This window comes from Aquimarina penaris (genome assembly GCF_040786285.1).
Lineage (GTDB): Bacteria > Bacteroidota > Bacteroidia > Flavobacteriales > Flavobacteriaceae > Aquimarina.
On the sequence record NZ_JBFMKQ010000002.1, the window covers coordinates 640,712 to 661,502 of the forward strand.

Annotated in this window: 22 protein-coding genes; 13 read left to right on the top strand and 9 right to left on the bottom strand. The window is 32.9% G+C overall.

Features of this window, described 5'->3' with window-relative positions; translation table 11 throughout:
* Positions 1 to 5: 5 nt before the first annotated feature.
* On the bottom strand, positions 6 to 563 hold the full coding sequence (gldI, locus tag ABW637_RS12375; protein ID WP_367585010.1) for a gliding motility-associated peptidyl-prolyl isomerase GldI: 558 nt from the start codon (positions 561 to 563) through the stop codon (positions 6 to 8).
* Positions 560 to 1,576, bottom strand: a complete 1,017-nt coding sequence (locus ABW637_RS12380; RefSeq protein WP_367585011.1) for a DHH family phosphoesterase — start codon at positions 1,574 to 1,576, stop codon at positions 560 to 562. The genes gldI and ABW637_RS12380 overlap by 4 nt, the downstream gene beginning before the upstream one ends.
* A 78-nt stretch (positions 1,577 to 1,654) precedes the next feature.
* On the opposite strand from ABW637_RS12380, the gene ABW637_RS12385 reads away from it, so the two are divergent.
* Positions 1,655 to 2,686: an alkaline phosphatase D family protein gene (locus ABW637_RS12385; protein WP_367585012.1), complete on the top strand. Its 1,032-nt coding sequence runs from the start codon at positions 1,655 to 1,657 to the stop codon at positions 2,684 to 2,686.
* Positions 2,687 to 2,841: 155 nt separating this feature from the next.
* Positions 2,842 to 3,261 (top strand): nucleoside-diphosphate kinase, encoded by a 420-nt coding sequence (locus tag ABW637_RS12390; protein WP_367585013.1) that lies wholly within the window; start codon positions 2,842 to 2,844, stop codon positions 3,259 to 3,261.
* Between the two features lie 55 nt (positions 3,262 to 3,316).
* Here ABW637_RS12390 and ABW637_RS12395 read toward each other — a convergent pair whose 3' ends face one another.
* The 4 genes from ABW637_RS12395 to ABW637_RS12410 form a co-directional block, all read right to left on the bottom strand.
* Entirely contained in the window at positions 3,317 to 5,869 is a 2,553-nt protein-coding gene (locus ABW637_RS12395) for a TonB-dependent receptor (protein WP_367585014.1), read from the bottom strand.
* 4 nt (positions 5,870 to 5,873) lie between these two features.
* Positions 5,874 to 6,788: a FecR family protein gene (locus ABW637_RS12400; RefSeq protein WP_367585015.1), complete on the bottom strand. Its 915-nt coding sequence runs from the start codon at positions 6,786 to 6,788 to the stop codon at positions 5,874 to 5,876.
* Positions 6,789 to 6,884: 96 nt separating this feature from the next.
* Positions 6,885 to 7,265, bottom strand: a complete 381-nt coding sequence (locus tag ABW637_RS12405; protein ID WP_367585016.1) for a four helix bundle protein — start codon at positions 7,263 to 7,265, stop codon at positions 6,885 to 6,887.
* A gap of 89 nt (positions 7,266 to 7,354) precedes the next feature.
* Complete coding sequence (locus tag ABW637_RS12410; RefSeq protein ID WP_367585017.1) at positions 7,355 to 7,876, bottom strand: RNA polymerase sigma factor; 522 nt, start codon at positions 7,874 to 7,876, stop codon at positions 7,355 to 7,357.
* 170 nt (positions 7,877 to 8,046) lie between these two features.
* Between ABW637_RS12410 and ABW637_RS12415 the strand changes: the two genes are divergently transcribed.
* The 4 genes from ABW637_RS12415 (at position 8,047) to ABW637_RS12430 (ending at position 12,323) form a co-directional block, all read left to right on the top strand.
* The gene (locus ABW637_RS12415; RefSeq protein ID WP_367585018.1) at positions 8,047 to 9,216 is read left to right on the top strand and encodes a hypothetical protein; all 1,170 of its coding nucleotides are present in this window, start codon (positions 8,047 to 8,049) and stop codon (positions 9,214 to 9,216) included.
* A gap of 170 nt (positions 9,217 to 9,386) precedes the next feature.
* The gene (locus ABW637_RS12420; RefSeq protein ID WP_367585019.1) at positions 9,387 to 10,097 is read left to right on the top strand and encodes a hypothetical protein; all 711 of its coding nucleotides are present in this window, start codon (positions 9,387 to 9,389) and stop codon (positions 10,095 to 10,097) included.
* 518 nt (positions 10,098 to 10,615) lie between these two features.
* Positions 10,616 to 11,761 (top strand): hypothetical protein, encoded by a 1,146-nt coding sequence (locus tag ABW637_RS12425; RefSeq protein WP_367585020.1) that lies wholly within the window; start codon positions 10,616 to 10,618, stop codon positions 11,759 to 11,761.
* 169 nt (positions 11,762 to 11,930) lie between these two features.
* On the top strand, positions 11,931 to 12,323 hold the full coding sequence (locus tag ABW637_RS12430; protein ID WP_367585021.1) for an acyl-CoA thioesterase: 393 nt from the start codon (positions 11,931 to 11,933) through the stop codon (positions 12,321 to 12,323).
* On the opposite strand, the gene ABW637_RS12435 is transcribed toward ABW637_RS12430, so the two are convergent.
* Genes ABW637_RS12435 through recF form a run of 3 tightly spaced genes read right to left on the bottom strand, consistent with a single transcriptional unit; the run spans position 12,309 to position 14,131 of the window.
* On the bottom strand, positions 12,309 to 12,605 hold the full coding sequence (locus ABW637_RS12435) for a DciA family protein (protein WP_367585022.1): 297 nt from the start codon (positions 12,603 to 12,605) through the stop codon (positions 12,309 to 12,311). The genes ABW637_RS12430 and ABW637_RS12435 overlap by 15 nt on opposite strands.
* On the bottom strand, positions 12,605 to 13,021 hold the full coding sequence (locus tag ABW637_RS12440; protein ID WP_367585023.1) for a lipocalin family protein: 417 nt from the start codon (positions 13,019 to 13,021) through the stop codon (positions 12,605 to 12,607). Before ABW637_RS12440 ends, ABW637_RS12435 begins: the two co-directional genes overlap by 1 nt.
* 6 nt (positions 13,022 to 13,027) lie before the next feature.
* Entirely contained in the window at positions 13,028 to 14,131 is a 1,104-nt protein-coding gene (gene recF / locus ABW637_RS12445) for a DNA replication/repair protein RecF (protein WP_367585024.1), read from the bottom strand.
* A 136-nt stretch (positions 14,132 to 14,267) separates the two neighbouring features.
* Between recF and ABW637_RS12450 the strand changes: the two genes are divergently transcribed.
* The 7 genes from ABW637_RS12450 to ABW637_RS12480 all read left to right on the top strand — a co-directional run bounded on the left by ABW637_RS12450 (position 14,268) and on the right by ABW637_RS12480 (position 20,741).
* The gene (locus ABW637_RS12450; protein WP_367585025.1) at positions 14,268 to 15,041 is read left to right on the top strand and encodes a tetratricopeptide repeat protein; all 774 of its coding nucleotides are present in this window, start codon (positions 14,268 to 14,270) and stop codon (positions 15,039 to 15,041) included.
* Positions 15,042 to 15,124: 83 nt separating this feature from the next.
* Positions 15,125 to 15,631 carry a 6,7-dimethyl-8-ribityllumazine synthase gene (gene ribH / locus ABW637_RS12455; RefSeq protein WP_367585026.1) on the top strand — a complete coding sequence of 169 codons (507 nt, stop codon included), beginning with the start codon at positions 15,125 to 15,127 and terminating at the stop codon, positions 15,629 to 15,631.
* Between the two features lie 274 nt (positions 15,632 to 15,905).
* Positions 15,906 to 16,193: a riboflavin synthase subunit beta gene (locus ABW637_RS12460; RefSeq protein WP_367585027.1), complete on the top strand. Its 288-nt coding sequence runs from the start codon at positions 15,906 to 15,908 to the stop codon at positions 16,191 to 16,193.
* Positions 16,194 to 18,068 (top strand): DNA mismatch repair endonuclease MutL, encoded by a 1,875-nt coding sequence (gene mutL / locus ABW637_RS12465; protein ID WP_367585028.1) that lies wholly within the window; start codon positions 16,194 to 16,196, stop codon positions 18,066 to 18,068.
* Between the two features lie 6 nt (positions 18,069 to 18,074).
* Entirely contained in the window at positions 18,075 to 18,827 is a 753-nt protein-coding gene (locus ABW637_RS12470) for a rhomboid family intramembrane serine protease (protein ID WP_367585029.1), read from the top strand.
* A gap of 1 nt (position 18,828) precedes the next feature.
* The gene (locus tag ABW637_RS12475; protein WP_367585030.1) at positions 18,829 to 19,710 is read left to right on the top strand and encodes a rhomboid family intramembrane serine protease; all 882 of its coding nucleotides are present in this window, start codon (positions 18,829 to 18,831) and stop codon (positions 19,708 to 19,710) included.
* A gap of 14 nt (positions 19,711 to 19,724) precedes the next feature.
* On the top strand, positions 19,725 to 20,741 hold the full coding sequence (locus ABW637_RS12480) for an endonuclease/exonuclease/phosphatase family protein (RefSeq protein ID WP_367585031.1): 1,017 nt from the start codon (positions 19,725 to 19,727) through the stop codon (positions 20,739 to 20,741).
* Positions 20,742 to 20,791 lie beyond the last annotated feature (50 nt).

The following is a 20,791-nucleotide window of genomic DNA, read 5'->3' on the forward strand; positions in this document are numbered from 1 at the left end:
ATAATTTAATTTTCTGTTGTTGATTCTTTTGTGATTTTATGTAAAGTTACTTCTGTTATTAACGGAATATTTGTTCCAATCTTATTATTGTCGCCATAATATCCATAGGCTTGATATGAAGGAAAAAGAAAAGTGACCATTTCACCTTCTTTCATAAGCTTTAAACCTTCTCGAAGTCCTAAAAATAATTCTTCTTTATCAATATAATAGGTAATAGTATCCAACTCTTGTTGTGAGTATATCATATCTCCATTGAGATCTTTTACATTGTAATTAAAGTTTACAATATCTCCAAACTTGGGTGTTCTATCAGAAAGTGTATCTTTTTTATTGTAGTAGTACCAAAATCCCCCTTCTGATGTTACATAATTATGTAGTGTATCCCTATTAATAATTTTCTGGATTATAGCTTCCTCTTTGGCTGCTAGTTCTTTATTGCGATTAATAGATTGGCTATCACTTATAAAAGATCCTGATTTGATGGTTATAGGTTTTCTGGCCTCAGGAGCTTTACAAGAAGGAAATAGAAAAATAAGACATAATGTGTAAAGGATTATTCTCATTGGTTTAGGGCATTTTTATACGGCGGTAAGATACTAATAAATTTATCAACGGTATCAGATAAGGAAAGATTACTTTTCCCACCAGCTGCGTTATGATGACCACCTCCTTCAAAGTGATTTCTCGAGAATTCATTAACAGAAAAATCTCCTTTAGAACGTAACGAAATTTTTATAATTCCTTCACCTTTGTTTTCAATAAAAATGACAGCAAATTTGATTCCTACTATTGATAATCCTAAATTAACAAAACCTTCTGTATCTCCCTTTTTAAAACTATTTTGATCCAACTCTTTTTGAGACATTGTGATGTAGGCAGTTTTATATTCGGGAAGCACTTTTAAGTTATTTAACGCGATCCCTTTTAATCTAAGTCTAGATAATGTATTAGAGTCATAAATACGTTCGTGAATACCAGTATTATCTGCACCCTTATCAATAAGATCTGCTACAACACGGTGAGTGGTACTGGTAGTGGATCTAAATCTAAAAGACCCCGTGTCTGTCATGATGCCCACATAAATACACGTTGCAATCTCTGGGGTGATTTTGTCGATGTCGTTCATTTTTTCAATAAAATGATAAATCATCTGGCAGGTAGAACACATGGCTGTATCGCTATACACATACTTAGCATAAGTATCTGGTTGTTGATGATGATCGATCATAATAAAGGTAGCTTCAGATTTTGCTAATGCACTTTCCATCTCTCCACTTCTGGATAAATGGTTAAAATCTAAAGTAAAGATAAGATCAGCTTTCTCAATCTCAGAAATAGCAGTTTTATTACCGTTATCAAATTTAAGTATAGAATCTTCTCCAGGGATCCATTTTAAAAACTGAGGGTATTCATTTGGAGTTATTACCGTAGAATTAAAACCTAATGCAGAGAGGTATTGGTGTAATGCTAACGTTGAACCAATTGCGTCTCCATCAGGGTTTTTATGTGTAGTGATCACAATATTTTTAGAAGAACGCAATAACTCTTTTATTTCATGTATATCTTTATCATTCATAGGTCAGCGAATATACAATAAATAATATTTTAGTAATATTAGAACAATTAATTTTGTCAGACTCTTAATTATATACATATGAAAATTGAAAAGATCATTATTGCTGTAGTTATATGTTTTGTTCAGCTGTGTTTTGGTCAGACAAAAGAGAACATAGATACTTCTGATTTTGTGATCGCTTTTGGTAGCTGTAATAAACCAACCGAACCCCAGCCTTTTTGGAATGATATTTTAAAGATGAATCCTAATGTATTTATCTGGGGAGGTGATAATATTTATGCGGATTCTGAAGATATTAATAAGATTGAAAATGATTATCGAATACAGAATAATAATGTAGACTATAAAAGATTAAAAGAAACCGTACCAATTATGGCGACTTGGGATGATCATGATTATGGTAAGAATGATGCTGGAGCAGAGTGGGGGATGAAAAAGGAAAGTCAACGGTTGTTCTTAGATTTTCTGGAGATTCCTAAAGATGACCCTAAAAGATCACAAGAAGGTGTGTATACTTCAGAAGTATTTGATACCGAAAAAGGAAATATAAAGATAATTGTTTTAGATACCCGATATTTTAGGTCTCCATTAAAAGAAAGCAATACCGAAGGTAGACGTTATGAACCTCATGTAAATAATGAAGGAACATTATTAGGCGAAAAACAATGGAAATGGTTAGAAAGGGAGCTAGAAAGTAATTATTCTGATTTCATCATTATAGTTAGTAGCATTCAATTTTTGTCATCAGAGCATGGTTTTGAATCCTGGGGCAATTTTCCTCATGAGATTGATAGACTTGAAAACTTATTGGTAAACAAAGCTGTTAGAAATGCGATCATACTTAGCGGGGATCGTCATATTTCTGAGTTTTCGATGACAAAAGTTAAAGGACTTAAGTATCCTATAGTTGATTTTACTTCTAGCGGATTAACGCATTCATATTCTGATTATAAGGGAGAATCTAATAGATACAGAGTTGGAAGAGTAATTTCGACACCAAGTTTTGGTATACTAAAATTTGATCTCGATACATATAGAGTCACCATGCAAATTCGAGGAGAGAATAATATTATATTACAAGAATTTAATCGACAATACCCTAAAAATTAAAATTTTTGGATTGGGAGAAAAAAAAGCATCAAAAATAATTCTTGTTTTTGATGCTTTTATACATATTTTTGCAGCAAAATTTAGAAAAGGATTATTCCTTATTAATAATTAAAAAATTCTTCTACTTAATTAAGTAGACAACAAAAAGAAATACAATGGCAACAAACAGAACTTTTACAATGCTTAAACCGGATGCGGTAAGAAAGGGATACATTGGGGCAATCCTTGAGCAAATCACTGCTTCAGGTTTTAGAATTGTGGCGATGAAATTGACGCAACTTACTACCAATGATGCTAAAGAGTTTTATGCGGTTCATAAAGAACGCCCTTTTTACGGAGAATTAGTTGAGTATATGACTAGCGGTCCTATTGTAGCAGCTATTTTAGAAAAAGAAAATGCAGTAGAGGATTTTAGAACGCTAATCGGAGCGACGAATCCAGAAGAAGCGGCAGAAGGAACTATTCGTAACAAATTTGCAACTTCTATTAGTGAAAATGCGGTACATGGTAGTGATAGTGATGACAATGCAGCTATCGAAGGAGCTTTTCATTTTTCTGGAAGAGAGCAGTTCTAGAAAGAACGATTTTTATAAAATATAGTAAGCCATCCTAAACAGGATGGTTTTTTTATTACCAAAATACCCTAAAACTTATATTAGGAGTAATTCCTAATGAAAAGATATCAGAACTTATAAATTGGTTGTCTAAGGAGTTCGTAACTCTAAACTCTTTGTTTAACAAGTTTTTTCTATCATAAAGATTCAATAGAGAAAAACCAATACGGTATTTAATATTGGGGTTATATCCTATTTTAAAATCATAAATCGCAGAAAAATCCAATCGGTGATATATAGGTAAAGTATTACTATTTATTTCTCCAAAGTCTAAAACGACAATGTCACCACTTTCATCTACTCCAGATATGTTGGTAAATGCTTTACCGGTGTGCCATATCCAACCTAATGAAAATTGAAAGTTGTTAATCTTATAAAACTGAGACCATTTTACGGTATGCTCGATGTTCCAGTTACCAGGAAACGATTCATTATTATTAATGTCATCAAATGTATTACGCGTATTGATATATGAGTAGCTTACCCAGGTTTTATATTTTTTAAATCTCTTTTTTAAGAAAAAATCGACACCATAAACTTTACTTTGTCCAGTATGGTAAGTATTGTCTATAGGGTTAATAAAACCTGCCGTTAGTGTAGTGATACCATCAATTTGTTTAAAGTAACTATCAATATCGAGATACCATCTGTTTTTTCTAAAACTGCTTCCCAATGTATACTGGTAACTTGTAATGACAGGAAAAACTTCATTATTTGCTAATGTCCATACCTGGTTTTCAAGGGATAAGTCACTTATTATCGATTCCTGGATTTGGCTTACGGTTTGACTTCGATATTCTCCACTAGTATTAACTTCCCAATTTTTAGTTAAGTATTTTTGAATAAAAACCCTGGGTTCTATAAAAGATTCATCTATTTCTGTATACTGATTGAATCGTAATCCTGCAGAGATATAGAAGTTTTTGGGATTCTCGTATTTATATTCTGCATATGCTGCATGAGTATTTAAAAATCGATCATCCTGATCCAAAATCAATTCGTAACTTGGTGTAGTTGTGATAAAAGCATATCTAATATTATTGTTAGAGAATTGATATCCACCTAAGAGGCTTTGATAGGTCGATATGTTATATTTCATACTCAATTCTGCACCATAATCGCGAATACTATTTTTTTTACTTTCGATTTCGGTGAGATTACCCAAATTTCTAGTAATGAACTGGTAGTTTAACAAGTATTTTGCATAATATCCACTGGTTTGAATCGATAATTTATCGCTGTAGGTTGCATTCCACTTAAAATTATAACCTTCATTTTCTGTGATTAGATCATCATTAAAAGATTCGATATCATTACTTCGCCTAAAATCAAGATCATTTTTACCGTAAATAGTATTCACCTCTATGGTATGGTTTTGAGATGGTTTAATAATTAAATTTGCATTATAATCTGTGTAGAAGAAATTATTATCCTCATCGTTAAGTTGCGTGGTCTCTGTAATTTTGGTGTTTTGAAAAACTCGGTCTGCCAGCTGTCTGTATGTAAATGTTTCTAAAAAGTCGGTATAAGATCTTCTTCCAGATACCTGAAGAGAAACCCTGTCTTTAATAATTGGGGCCTGCATTACGGCATCTGCATTGATCATATTAAAACCAGCTCCGCCAGTAAAACGTTCTGCTATTTGAGTATTGGATTTAATATCTATTACGCCCGCAATTCGATCACCGTATTTGGCACTAACTCCGCTTTTCGAAAAATTAACTTCTTTGGCAACATAAGGATTAAAAGCAGATAACATTCCAAAAAAATGTCCCTGATGATAGGTTTTGATTCCATTCCACAATACAAGATTTTGATGGGGTGTACTTCCTCTTACAAATAAACCAGAAGCTGTTTCAAATGGGTTATTTACTCCTGGTGTTAGTTGTACACTTTGCAAAATATCCGGTTCGGTTCTTCCCGGAAGAACTTCGACATCTTCTAAATTAATATGGGTTATTTTTTTATTTTGGGTAATTCCCTTTGCTAAATACTCCTCTATAAAAACTTCATCCAAAACTTCCTCCTCGGCATGAATAAGGTAGATTTTAATGCATTCTTTGGTTAAAAAAATATCAGAACGAAGTACTTGTTGTCTAAATCCTGGAGCACTGATCAAGATCACCGAATTATAGGGAACTTTTTTATACTCAAAATATCCATTTTCATCGGTCGTGGTATTAACTCTAATTCCCTTAAAGAATATTCTTATATTCTTAAGGGGTTTTTGTTCTTCGTCTAGAATATAGCCACAAACAGAGATCGTATCTTTTTTATTGAAAGCACTAATCGTAATAAAATTATTCCCTGTAAGTTTAAATTTTAATGAAGTTTGGAGTTGTAATTCTCTAATCAAATTTTCTAAGGCAAGGGCAGAGTTAATTGTGGTTGAGACTTTTTTATTTTGGATCACAGCATCAATGTAGGAAAACTTAATAGCATAAAATTCTTCTATAATTGGGATAGCTTCAGATAAAGGTTGGTTTTCTATAACAATTACTTTTGTACCTCCTTGCGAGAAAGCAGTAATGCTACATAAAAAATAAAATGTACATAAAAGTCTGATCATACTCTTACTTTTCTAGTACGATGGTCTTACCATCTTGGGATAGGCTATAGGTAATGCCTAAGGTACTAAAAACTGTTCTAAGAGCAACCTCTTGATTATTATTAGGAAAAGTTCCTGTGTAAATGGTTTCGAGGTCTATAGATGGCGATTTGATCTTTACGTTATATTGTTCTTCAAGTTCTTTAAATACATACTTGATGGGTATACTTCTAAATGAACTTGTATTAGTAAGCCAAGAAGGCTGTTGAGCCTCAAAAGTCCAGTTTTCTGATGTGCGGCTTTCTAAATTTCGAAATGCTTTTCCGGCAGTTAGGATTTCTTTGTTTTTGTTGTTTACCACACTAACCTTACCTTCAAAACAACGAACTTCAAAGAAAGAATTTTGGGACTGCACATTAAATTGAGTACCAAGAACAGAAACGTCTCCGTTCTTTGTTGTTACCGTAAATTTGCTTCCTTTTTTTACCTTGAAATAAGCTTCGCCTTCCAATGTTACCAATCTATTAGTATCCCAATTCTTTTGATCAAAAATTGCTTCAGATTTTGCGTTCAATATCATTTCTGAACCATCTGGTAATGATACAGCAAGTTGTTCTCCGTAATCTGTGCTAAATGATTGGTCAGAGTTAAACAAAAACAGTCCTAAAATAACGGCTATTGATGCAGCAACTGCAACATACGGCCATAATTTGATGGTCGAAGTTGATTTTTTAGTTACACCAGCATTACGTTTTGATTTGAGAGAGACAAGTTCTTTATCTACATCATAATTTTTTAGATCCAAGGCATCAGCGCCAGCCATTATTTTTTCATAATGCTCATATTCTGGATGAGACTGAAACTCTCGAAGTTCTTCTTCTGAAAGCTCACCGTTAATCCATCTGGATAAGAAGATATCATCTTTTTTGTCGTCTAACATAACTCCTGTCTATATAATGTTAACGTTTTACTTATTAATTACCCTACCTCTTTTTAGTTGGCAGTTTTCAGTTTCAGTGTGCAGTCATTTCTTTGACTAATATTCTATTGCTTCTACTACTCCAAATTTACTAGGATTGTTGATCATATAATTTATTAAACTTCCTACTTCTTTGCTTTGAGATATAAGTTGATCAAAAATACTTTTATCTATATATCCACAAGCTAAAGAAAATTCAAGCCAAGTTTGTGTTTCAGCATTTTCTGCATCACTATCTGAGAGTTTACTTATGAAGTTCTTAGGATAACGTCGTTTTCTATATGATTCTGAAATATTTGCTGATACGCTTCTGGACGATCTCCTAATTTGATCTGTAAGAGAATATTTCTCTTCTTTAGGGAAGCTTTTAGTTATTTCGAATATTTTCATCGCCAAATCAAATGATTTTTTATATGCTAACAGGTTTTTAAAATCCATATCGATTAAATTTTGTAATCATCATACTTAATTCATTCATTATTCCTATTATTACTGCTAACTGAGACTAAATACTGTTCACTAATTGATCAAACATTCCCAATTTTCTTCCTAAGTGTCAATAATGCTTTATGCATTAATTTCTCTATAGCCTTTATAGAAACACTAGATAATTCTGCTATTTCTTTGTAGGTTTTTTTATCTATTCTACTCAATAGGAAAACTTCTCGTTGTCGCTCTGGTAATTGGGCAATTGCATTTTTCAGCTTTTCCATGTATTCTTTTTCCAGAGCAATAAATTCTGGGGATTCATGATTTACATCGCTTTTACGTTGGATAATATAGTCCTGATATTTAAATTTTACTTTTTGATGACGGGCATTACTAATTCCCAAATTAGTGGCAATAGTATACACATAACTCTTTGCTTTATCCAAAGATACCTTAGCGCAATTATTCCATAATTTAATGAAGGAGTCCTGAACAATATCTTCTGCCAGATCCATATCTCCGAACTTGTAATACAGATAATTTCTCAAAAGTTTTGAGTGACTTTTGAAAAACTGATCAAAAGCTTGTTCGTTACATGTAGAGTTTTTATCGTCAGACATTTGGGGTATATAAATTGTGTTATCAAATCTAGATTTTTTTTCTAAGCTATCAAAAAATAAAAGATCGTAACTGCAAAAGGGGGGTAGGGTATGTTTTTTTAAAGGCGTTTCATTTATGTAGAGCAATACAGCTTCTAACAAAAGATAAATAACCCTAAAACAATTATACCATGAAAAAACTTAACATTTGGTTCTTAGCGACTCTAACCCTTCTTTTAGGATTTACATCATGTGAAATAAATGAAGAATTCGGAGATTGTCCCGAGATTGATATAACCATTGAGAATGAACCCGGAAGTGCTGTTTATAGATTCATTACCCAATTTAACGGATTGGATGATGTAAGACTTACTTGGACTATTGATGGCGAAGAAGTTGATACTGGAAACCTTAATGAGATTATAGGTCAGATTTTGGATTATAAATTTGAAAATGGAGAATACACAATATGTGTAAAAGTGGCCGATGAAAGTTGCCCTGTTGAAGTGTGTAAGGATATTGTTGTTGAACGAGATGAAAATGACCCATGCCCAGACTTATTCTTTAGTAGTAGACAATATGAAAAACCAAATACCTATAAGTTCATTGCAGATTTTGAGAGAATCGAAGAAGTTTCTTATGGATGGTTTATTAATGGAGAATTGGTAGAAGATTCTGCTCCCGATGAAAGAAACTATTTAATTTGGGATTTTAACGAGCCAGGTGTATACGAAGTATGCATTAAAACAGAAACTCCAGATTGCCCAGAAGGTACTTCGTACTGTAAAGAAATTAGAGTAGAGGAATCTGATTTAGTTTGCCCAGAGGTTTCTTTTGATAAAGAAATGGAGCCTGGAACAATCGGAACATATGTGTTTGAAGCTAATATTGAAGGTGTTGATGAGGTAAGTGAAATACTATGGTTTGTAAACGGAGAAATTATAGAATCTCCTAATGATCCACAAGTAGGAAGCAGAGTTTTAGTATATCAATTTGAGTATGGTGTGCACGAAGTGTGCTTGAAAGTAGTTACACCTGATTGTCCAGAAGGGGTGAAATACTGTAAAGAAATTCGTGTGGGAGATTGCCCAGACCTGTTCTTCGAACCCGAAAGAGATGGAGACAATTTAGCATACTATTTTTATCCTAGAGCATTTGACGGAATCGATGATGTAACCATAGAGTGGTTTGTCGATGGTGAGTATGTTGGTAGTTCTCCAGAATTTCCTCATAATAATCCATTCTACTATCAATTTGGACCGGGTAGATACGAGGTGTGTATGATGGTTGAGACACCAGATTGTCCTGCAGGGGTTTCATTCTGTAAGGTTATCGAAATTGATGATCCCACACAAGGATAAAATTAAAATATTTACAATAGGTTAGTTAGGTTAGATTAATTAGGTTGATTCCCCGGAAGTATTGCCATTACTTTCGGGGAATTTTTATTGTGCCTGTAGTAAAAAGAAGGAAAAGTGTCTCGAAAAGAACTTTTGTATTATTTTTAGGTTCTTCAAAAAAAGAAATAAAGATGTCAAAGGAGCATTATCAGGCCAAACTCGAAATACTAAAAGCATTACCTCGGGATGTGATTAAAAAACCAGATTTACCCATAGATACAGCAATACAAGAAGCAGAAAATCGATATATGTGGTCTAAACAAGATGCCGATACACTCGTAGAACGTATCAACTTTGATTGGATGAGGTACGGAGAAGACCTTATTGTTCGTGCAGGCGCATTGCGATATGCACAATCACTATGGGAGAAAGAGCGTAAAAGTACTGGGAAAGCTAAAAAAGAATGGAAAGAAAAATCGATAATGGCCTTTGCCCTAAGAAATGAGTTGCTTACCGATTTTAAATATGCCTACCACAGTAAAAATGATATCTTAAGTGTTTTAAAAACCATTCGTAAAGGAAAGAGCACAGCCGATATGATACAAGATCTAAGCAGTCTTAGTACGTTAGGAACAAGTAACACTAAAGAACTAAAAACGATCAATTTTGACATGAGTAAGCTACAGAAAGCAGACTTGCTATCAAAAGAAATGGCAACATTATTGGCTAAGGCTAATGCCGAAACACTAAAAAATAGTACCGCCAAAGATAGGAGAGATCGAGCCTATTTTCATCTTAAAGAGGCAATGGATGCCTTATCAAGAGCTGGTAAGTATGTTTTCAAAGATACTCCCGATCGGTATAAAGGGTATATTAATCAGTACTATAAGAAAAAAAGATAATGCAGTTTTTCTTTTTACTTAGTTAGTGTATAAAAATTAGATCTCTGTAAGAGAATATAGTATTACTGTGTTTAATTATAATATTCCTGTATAAATTAATAAGAACCCTGTGATGCAGGAGATATAAAACATAATACAGGAAATACAAAATATTATGCAGGACTTATTAAAAATAATATAGAGTATAAAAATATATATACAGGAAACATAAAATTTATACAGGAAATAAATATATAGATACAGGAAGATAATAATATTACATCAACTATCAACTATCAACTATCAACTATCAACTATCAACCATCAACTATCAACTATCGACTATCAACTATCGACTATCAACTATCGACTATCGACTATCAACTATCGACTATCGACTATCGACTATCGACTATCGACTATGGACTATCAACCATAATTTAGGGGTAGGGTAGTATAACTTTCATTCGTTATATTTATATTAGGACCAATTTTAATAGGAAAATAGTATTTTGAAAACATCAATGATATACAAATGGATGATAACACTAGCAACGATATTACTTATCGTAAGTTGCGTGAGTGATGATACCGTTGGTTTTCCTGATACTAGTCAATTTAATATTACCTCTAGCGCTGCAGTAGTGTCTCTCCTTAAAAATTTAGCTTCAGAATCCGATGCTACTACCGAGGATCAGCAATGTTTTACATTTAATTACCCAATTGTTTTGGGGTATAACAATGATTCTAATATTATAATCGAAGATTACAATGGTTTGTTAAGTACTGTTTCTGCACAAAGTTCCAACTTCAATATAACGGGTTTGCAATTCCCTTTAAACATTACGTTTAAGAATGCGAATAACAGTATTAGTGTCGAAAATGAACGGGCCTTGTTAAATGTTTTAAATGAATGTGGGTATGATAGTCTGCGCGAAGAATTCGAAAGACTCTTTAGACAATGCTTCACTTTTGATTATCCGGTTGTTGTGCTTGATGGTATTGCATCAGAGCTTTCTGTAGATACCGATCAGGCGTTTGATACTTTTTTCGATACTCAAAATATAAATTACCAACCCAATTTTAGATTTCCTTTAAATCTATTGGTAGGACCAAATGGCACTTTAGAACAAGTAGATACCTATTTTGATCTTTATGAGATTATTGATGCTTGTGTTGGATGTCCTCCTGTGCGTATTGATAGTACCAGGGTGTCTAATACAATGTATAGGTTTGTTGCAGATTTTGAAATTAAACCAGAATACGAATTATCCTGGATTATCGATGAAGAAACGATTCCATTTATAGAAGGAGAAAATGCTATTACCCGCACACTTGATTTTGGTTCGCATCTGGTTTGCGTAAAAGCAGAAACTCCAGATTGCCCTTTGGGAGTCAAAGCATGCAAAGAAATAACAGTTTGCCCAGAGTTGTTTTTTATAGCAGAACAAGAAGGTATGACAAGTACATACACATTTGCAGCAGATTTTGATGGGATCCAAGATGTTACCTACCAATGGTTAGTCAATGGAGAGTTTCGGGAAGTTGATGGAGGTCCGGGTAGTGATAACATGTTCACTTTTCAGTTTGAGCCCGGGTCTAGTAATGAGGTTTGTATTCTTACCGAAATTTCTGGGTGCACAGATATTTCAAAATATTGTGTGCAAATAGATGTTCCACAATAGATGATAAAGGTTAATTTGATTCTTAAAATAATAAAATATCATCTTTGATATTTTTGATTTATCAGTATTTGTTTGGTGAAATTCTAAAACTAATAATTCTTCTCTTAACTATTCTAAATAGGTAATTGTAGTCGTTATTTTAGGTAATTTTATGACAAACAAAAGCGCAATGAGATACCATACAAGAAAAATTGTAAAACCTGGAGATCTAAACCCCAATGAAACCTTATTCGGAGGTAGGTTATTAGAATGGATAGATGAAGAAGCAGCTTTGTATGCCGTTATACAGTTAGATAGTAAAAGAGTGGTGACAAAATTTATGTCAGAAATAAATTTTGTAAACTCTGCAGTTCAGGGTGATATTATCGAGATCGGTATGGATGTAGTAAAATTTGGCAAAACATCGTTGATCTTAAAATGCGAAGTACGAAATAAACTCACACGCAAAACGATCATACAGGTAGAGACGATCACAATGGTTAATCTAGACGAAAAAGGCAAGCCAACGCCACACGGAAAAACAAAAATTGAGTTTGTAAAAGATAGGTTATCTAAGGACTAATTTTTTAATCAATTCTTTACCTAACTCTTCATTAAGGTTGCTAATAATTTTTTCTTTGCCATAGCTAAGCTCTTCTCTAAGTACAGAAGAGGTAAGCTGAACAAATAATGTATCCCGGTCAAGTTTAATGTTTTGGGTGTATTTAGTAATTGCAGGTCCCATTACTTTTTCCCACACATCACGTACAGCAACTTTATCTAAACCTTTTTGAAGGTTATTGTCAGAGACGAAGTCTTTTAAAACATCTCCCAGACTTTGTTGTTCTTGATGGCGTTTAGACATTATAATTGGATCTTTTGATATGATTTATAAAAATACACATTTCCAGCTTCATTTTTGACGGTGATCTGGTTTTCTTTTGCAGAAATAATGGTTTCTTTCCAACTAGAAAGAGGGGTTTTATAATACATCCTAAGACTATCATCTTCGATTTTTAAGGTAAATAATTCACTGTCATTAGTGGTTATAAAACTTCCGTCTAGTCTTGGTTGTACTTTTTTACGAATTCCTATAGAGTCTTTAATTTCAAAAAAGTCAATACTTTGATTGAAGTTGTATTTTTTTTCGGTTCCATCAGATAATACAACGCGTTCGATCTCCCAATATCCATCTATATATTGGATATAGTTTTCAGGATTTGGTGTTGTACAAGAAACAATAGTAATTAATAATAATGTATAGTATAGTGCTTTTTTCATAGCTGATTAATTAGACTCATGATTTCCGTCTTCTAGCTTAAAAATTTTATAAGACTGAGAGATCTTTTTGACCACTTCTTCTGTTCGATCAGCGTGCGTATCACTAATAAAAAGTTGACCAAAGGTTTTATCATCTACTAGTTTTATAATATGCTCTACTCGTTTTTCATCGAGTTTATCAAAAATATCATCAAGCAAAAGTATAGGATTTACATTACTATTTCTTTTTATAAAATCAAACTGTGCGAGCTTAAGTGCTATTAAAAAAGATTTTTGTTGCCCTTGACTTCCAAATTTTTTAATAGGATGTCCTTCAATTTCAAAAGATAAATCATCCTTGTGTACTCCTACGCTGGTATATTGAAGCATTCTATCTTTTGCGAGATTTTGTTCAAGAAGGGTTAATAGATTAGTTTCTGATAACTTACTTTGATACGTAAGGGCAACTTTCTCCTTTCCAGAACTTATGGCATCATATCTATTTATAAATATGGGAATAAAAGCCTCAAGAAACTCTTTTCTTTTAGTATGAATAATGCTACCATATTCATGAAGCTGCTGGTTATAGATTTCGAGAGTAGTAGGGTCAAAAGTAGTATTGGCGGTAAAATACTTTAATAATGAGTTTCGCTGTGATACTATCTTGGTATATTTTAATAATGTAGAGAGGTAACTTTGATCACTCTGCGAAATCACACCATCAATAAATTTACGTCGTGTATCACTTCCTTCGGTTATTAAATCCCGATCTGCAGGTGAGATAATAACTAGGGGTAAAAAACCAATATGTTCACTAAATGTGTCATAGGCTTTACCATTGCGTTTGATTACCTTTTTTTGCCCTCTTTTTGCACTTACAATCATTTTTTCCTCACGATTGTCCTTTATATATAGGCCGTCGATAACAAAAAAATCTGTATCATGCTTGATATTTTGACTCGTAATAGGATTAAAATAGCTCTTGCCAAAAGATAAGTGATAAATGGCATCCAGAACATTCGTTTTTCCGACTCCATTATTACCAACAAAGCAGTTTATCTTATCATCAAAATCAAAATTGATGGATTCAAAATTTTTGTAATTGATTAAAGAAAGAGATTTTAAAATCATAAAACATTGATCGTCAAGGAGTCGTAACTTTAATAAAATTCGTAATTAATCCGTGCAAATTATTGAAAAATAATAAATACTTGTGCTTTTAATTATGAATAAAAATTTTATTTTTGCCCTTCATTAAAGAAAACTTATGGCAACTTACAAGAAACGAGGACACAAACCTAAAAATAAAGCTGAAGAAGTTGAGAAAATCGAAGATGGATCAACAACAGCTGAGGTATTTAATACCTTAGATGAAGGCGCTTCTAGAACAGAAGAATGGGTTGCGGCAAATCAAAAATACATACTTGGTGCAGTAGGAGTTATAGCTCTTGTTATATTAGGATATCTTGGTTTTCAAAAATTCATCCAGGAACCAAAAGAACAAGAAGCAGCAAATGAGATGTTTAAAGCTCAACAATATTTTGATAACGCTGTAAATGGCAATACATCTGTTAGTGATTCTTTATATACATTAGCACTTAACGGAGGAGAAGGTAAATATGGTTTCTTAGAGATTATAGAAAACTATGGTGGTACAAAATCAGCAAATCTTGCAAACTATTATGCTGGATTTTCTTACCTTAATATGAATAAATATCAAGAAGCTATTGAATACCTTGATAATTTTAAAAGCGATGATCAAATGTTGGGTCCTCTAGCTTTAGGAGGTATTGGAGATGCTTTTTCTCAGTTAGACCAAGTAGAAGAGGCACTGGGGTATTATGAAAAAGCTGCGAAAATAAAAACGAACGATTTTACAACACCGAAGTTTTTATTAAAATCAGCAATTACTGCTATATCATTAAATAAAGCTGAAGTGGCAATTTCTTATTTGGAGAGAATCAAAGAGGAATTCCCAAAAAGTGTTGAAGCTAATCAAGTAGATGTTCATCTTGGTCAAGCTCAGGCAATGCAAAAATAGTCTAGGGTTAAGAGTTAAGAGTTGAGAGTTTTTATAAACAGATATAACTCATAACTCATAACTTATAAATCATAACTCAAACAATGGCTACAGAAAATAAAAATTTATCACAATACGATAAAGCTACAATCCCAAATGCGAAAAACTTTCGATTTGGGATTGTTGTTTCAGAATGGAATGAAAACATTACACAAGGGCTTTTTCAGGGAGCATTTGATGCATTGATCGACTGTGGAGCTATAAAAGAAAATATTGTTAGGTGGAATGTGCCGGGTAGTTTCGAACTTATTTACGGTTGTAAAAAGATGCAAGAATCTTTTGAGATGCTTGACGCAGTTATAGCAATTGGTAGTGTTATCCAGGGAGAAACTAAACATTTCGATTTTGTATGCGAAGGGGTTACTCAAGGAATTAAAGATTTGAATATAAATACCGATACTCCTGTTATTTTTTGTGTGTTAACCGATAACACCATGCAGCAATCCATAGATCGTTCTGGAGGTAAACATGGTAATAAAGGAACCGAAGCCGCTATTGCCGCTATTAAAATGGCACAATTACGAAAAGATGCTAAATTCTACAAAGGATAGTGTCTGGGGTTTGTTTTTTTTAATCTTATTTTTTTGATATGGTATACTATTTGTGCTACATGCCATGTGTTTTAGTGTAATGAGTTTGAAATGTATAATTCAATGCCAGAAAACATGTTCATGAGTTCAGAATGGTTTGCTGTTATGATTCTTCAATTTGATCTATAGTTTCAAAACGAGAAACCCTAAACTGAAATTTATAAATCACTTTCATTGTTATTGTAATGCTAAAAGCTTTAGATTACAGAGCATTTTAAGTATATTTGATTCGATTATGGGAATATTTAAAACAAGAAAAAATAAAAAATTTAGTTATTCTCCTCGTTATTGGGATGATAATGGAGAGGGTAGCCCATACCAGATAGAAAATAAGTTCGAAAAATTCCGAAGTATAGGAAGAAGTAACAACTTTAAAGACAAATTTAAGACGGCTTGGGAAGAACTAAAACAGGATTCTGATAGAAAGATCAATCGAAGAGTTTTAGGGATTTTTCTTATTCTACTTTTGGTTTTTTTATATCTCATAGATTTTGATTTATCCATATTTACTGCAAGACGATAAATGTCTGATATCATTCAACTATTACCAGATCATGTAGCCAACCAAATTGCTGCGGGAGAAGTGGTTCAAAGACCAGCTTCGGTAGTCAAGGAGTTGTTAGAAAATGCGATTGATGCCCAATCCAGTTATATAAAGCTAATTGTTAAAGAAGCGGGTAAAACACTTATTCAGGTTATCGATGATGGGGTAGGAATGAGTGTTACAGACGCAAGACTTAGTTTTGAACGCCACGCTACTTCAAAAATAAAGGCGGCAGAAGATCTTTTCCAAATAGATACTAAGGGCTTTAGAGGAGAAGCTTTGGCTTCTATTGCTGCCATTGCACATGTAGAGCTTAAAACTAAACAAGAAAATGACGAGGTAGGTACCGAAATTAAAATAGAAGGGAGTGAGGTTACCTCTCAAGAAGTATGTGTAACCCCTAAAGGAACTTCTATAAGTGTTAAAAATTTATTCTATAATATTCCGGCACGAAGAAATTTTTTAAAGTCTAATGCAGTAGAATTACGCCATATTATAGACGAATTTCATCGTGTTACGATGGCACATCCCGCTATACGATTTGATATGTATCATAATGGGAGCGAAGTGTTTAATCTGCCTATTGCTAATCATCGCCAACGTATTGTAAATATTTTTGGAGGAAAAACTAATGAAAAATTGGTTCCGATTAAAGAAGAAACGGATCTGGTTACCATTGGCGGTTTTGTGGGTAAACCCGAATATGCCAAAAGATCACGTGGAGAACAATTTTTCTTTGTAAACGATAGGTTTATTAAAAGTGGTTATCTAAATCATGCCGTAAATGCAGCTTTTGAAGGATTACTAAAAGATAAAGCACACCCAAGTTATTTTATTTATTTACATGTAGATCCTAAATCTATAGATATTAATATACATCCCACAAAGACTGAGATTAAGTTCGAAGATGAGCATGCATTGTATGCCATGCTGCGTTCTACCATAAAACATAGTCTAGGGCAGTTTAATGTGTCTCCGGTTTTAGATTTTAATAGAGATGCTTCGATGGATACGCCTTATGAATATAAGAGCAAAATGGCGCAAGTGCCTAAAATTGAAGTTGACCGAAATTTTAATCCGTTCAAAGAAGATAAAAAATCAGAAACAAGCTCTTCTTCGGGTAAAAACTATACATCTTTTAAAAAAGAATCTGCAGGAAGTTGGGAGAACCTATATGTTGGACTAGAATCTGAAATGACTTCCCCTAAATCAACAGATAATGAATTTTCATCGGTCGAGTTTGAAAGCGAAGAAGTAACCGGTTCTTTATTCGAAACGGAAGACAAAAAAGTAGGACATCACACGACATATCAACTTAGAAGAAAATATATTGTAACTACCATTAAGAGTGGTATGGTGATTATTAACCAAAATCGAGCGCATCAAAGGATTCTTTACGAAGAATTACTGCGTAATATTACCATGGCCAGTGCAGTAAGTCAGCAATTATTATTTCCTCTTACTCTTTCTTTTTCTAAAAATGAAGTAGCTCTTTTAGAAACAGTAAAAGAACAATTAGAAAATACGGGATTTATGTTTGGAGAGTTCGCTTTGGGAGAAATAGAAATTAAAGCGATACCTTCGGTGGTGTCTGAGAAAGAAGTTTCGGCTTTATTAGAACAATTACTTAGTGATCTCGAAAATGAAGTTCCTGACACTGGTTTCTCACAAACAGATCTATTAGCAAGATCAATTGCCAAAAGCATCGCAGTAAGAACCGGAGTAGAACTAGCTCAAGAACAACAACAATATATGGCAAATAGCCTCTTTGCCTGTACAGAACCTACAGTAACACCAGATAATAAGACGACTTTCATCACGTTAACTGTAGATGAGATCGATAAGAAATTTTAAATATAAATGGGGAGAATTACAGACACAGTAAAGGTCTTATTGATTACTAATGTAATATTTTTCATAGGATCGTTAACCATAGGGAATAGTGCATTTAATTTGTTTGCATTTTGGTTTCCATATAATGATAATTTCCATTTTTGGCAGGTTTTTACTTATATGTTTATGCATAGTCATGAGGGTATAAATCATATATTGTTTAATATGTTTTTACTTTTTATGATGGGTAGTCAATTAGAGCATTCAATAGGGCAAAAAAAGTTTCTTTTTCTTTACTTCTCTGCTGGGTTTGGAGCATTAGGTCTACAGTTATTGTTTTATTATTTAGAATTTCAACCTGGATATCAAAGTTTTGTACAAGCAGGTTTTGATAAAAATGAAATTTTAGAATTTATGAGAACAGGAAGATATAGTACATCTGTTTTAAAGTATACAACAGAAATAACTATTAACGATATGTATGGAGCGTATATGAGTCATATGGTAGGGGCTTCTGGCGCAGTCTCTGGGGTTATTGCTGCTTTTGGAATGTTATACTGGAATCAATCATTATATTTAATGTTTATTCCTTTTCCGATAAAGGCTAAATATTTAATGGCTTTTTATTTTGTCCCGGATCTTATAGGAGGGATTACAGGTCAAAGTTTATATGGTACAACAAATATAGCGCATTGGGCGCATATTGGAGGAGCAATAATAGGCTTTATCACTATGTGGTACTGGAAAAAAAATTCGTTTAATCAACATCGTTGGTACTAGTATGACTACTAATAATCTATCATATCAGTTTAAAACAGCTAATATTGTGATTAAGCTTATTGCAATTAATGCTATATTATTTTTATTTGCTACCCTTGGCTCATGGATATTTAAAACAAGCCCGGGTGCGTTGATGGAGTGGTTTGTTTTGCCTGCGGCATTTGATGCTTTGATACTACAGTTTTGGGGAATCTTAACGTATAGTTTTTTACATTTTGGTTTTTGGCATATCTTCTGGAATATGCTAATGTTATATTGGTTTGGACAATTTGTATTGAACTTGTTTACAGAAAAGAGATTTCTTACCATCTATTTGTTGGGTGCTATATGTGGTGGTTTGTTATTTGTATTGGGATATAATTTTCTACCTGTTCTAAGTGGAAAATCAGGATATTTGATTGGTGCTTCGGCGGCAGTTTTAGCCATAGTGATTTTTATAGCGACATATACTCCTAATGCAGAGGTTAGAGTAATATTTTTTAACGTTAAACTATGGCAAATAGGACTATTTGTTGTGTTGTCTGATTTAATTCAGCTTCCTACTTCGGGTAATGCGGGTGGTTTGATTGCGCATATGGGTGGTGCTTTGTTTGGTTATATCTATGCCGTGCAGCTCAAAAAAGGAAATGATATTGGAGCCTGGTTTGAAAAAATGATGGATGGTTTGATGAATCTATTTAAACCACGCAAGAAAAAAAGCCCCTTAAAAACTGTACATAAATCAAAAACCCATAAAAGAGCTACCAAAAAAACTACTCCTTCTTCTGCTAAAAGTCCAAATCAAGTTAAGATAGATGCTATTTTGGATAAAATAAGTAAAAGCGGGTATGATAGTTTAACCAAAGAAGAAAAAGATTTCTTGTTTAAAGCAGGTAAAGAATAGATATAGGTATAAGTATGAGGGCGTTGGTTAACAAGATTATCTTTGTTATTAATTCTATTGCAGCTTTTGCATTGTTGCTATCGTATTTATTGCCTTATGTTTCTCCCAAAATGTTTCCGTTGTTATCGGTATTAAGTTTGGCGGTACCCATTCTTATTGTGATTAACATTGTGTTTTTATTGTATTGGTCAGTCCAGTTAAATAAAAAACTAATACTTTCTCTTACCATCCTGATTTTAGGATTTTCACATGTTTCGTCATTATATAAGTTGAAAGGAAAATCATCAGACAATATAAAGGATAGTGTTTCTTTATTAAGTTATAATGTACGTAGTTTTAATCGATTTGAGTGGATTGATTCAGAATCTATACCACAGGATATTTCGAAATTAGTAAAAGAACAAGAGATAGATATATTTTGTGCACAAGAATACTATAATAATCCAGATATAGATTTTAATCATTACTCGTATAAATATGAAGATTTTAATAACGATAACGGAGAGCTTGCATTAGTTATATTTTCGAAATTTCCGATAATCGATAAAGGATCTTTGCGATTTAAAGGAACTGCAAATAATATCATTTTTGCAGACGTGGTTGTTAAAAAGGATACGGTACGTGTGTATAATGTGCATTTACAATCCCATAAAATAAGCTCTACTACTAATCAATTAGCTAAAGCAGATTCTCAAAAGCTATTAAACCGTATTCAGATTTCTTTTGAAAAACAACAAGAGCAGATAGAGATTTTAATTGCCCATATGAAAAACTCGCCATATAAAAACATTGTGATGGGTGATTTTAATAATACAGCGTATTCTTATGTCTACAATAAAGTAAAATCTGAAGGTTTAATAGATGCTTTTAAAGAAGCGGGTAGGGGTTTTGGTAAGACTTTTGAGTTTGAACTGTTTCCTGTAAGAATAGACTTCATTCTAGTTGCCGAAGATTTTGAAGTTTTTGAATTTGAGAATTTTTATAAAAACTTCTCGGATCATTATCCAATTTTTTCTAGAATAAAGCTTTAGTTTTGCTTTTTTATATTGATAAGTATTGTATAATATAATAATATAGATTT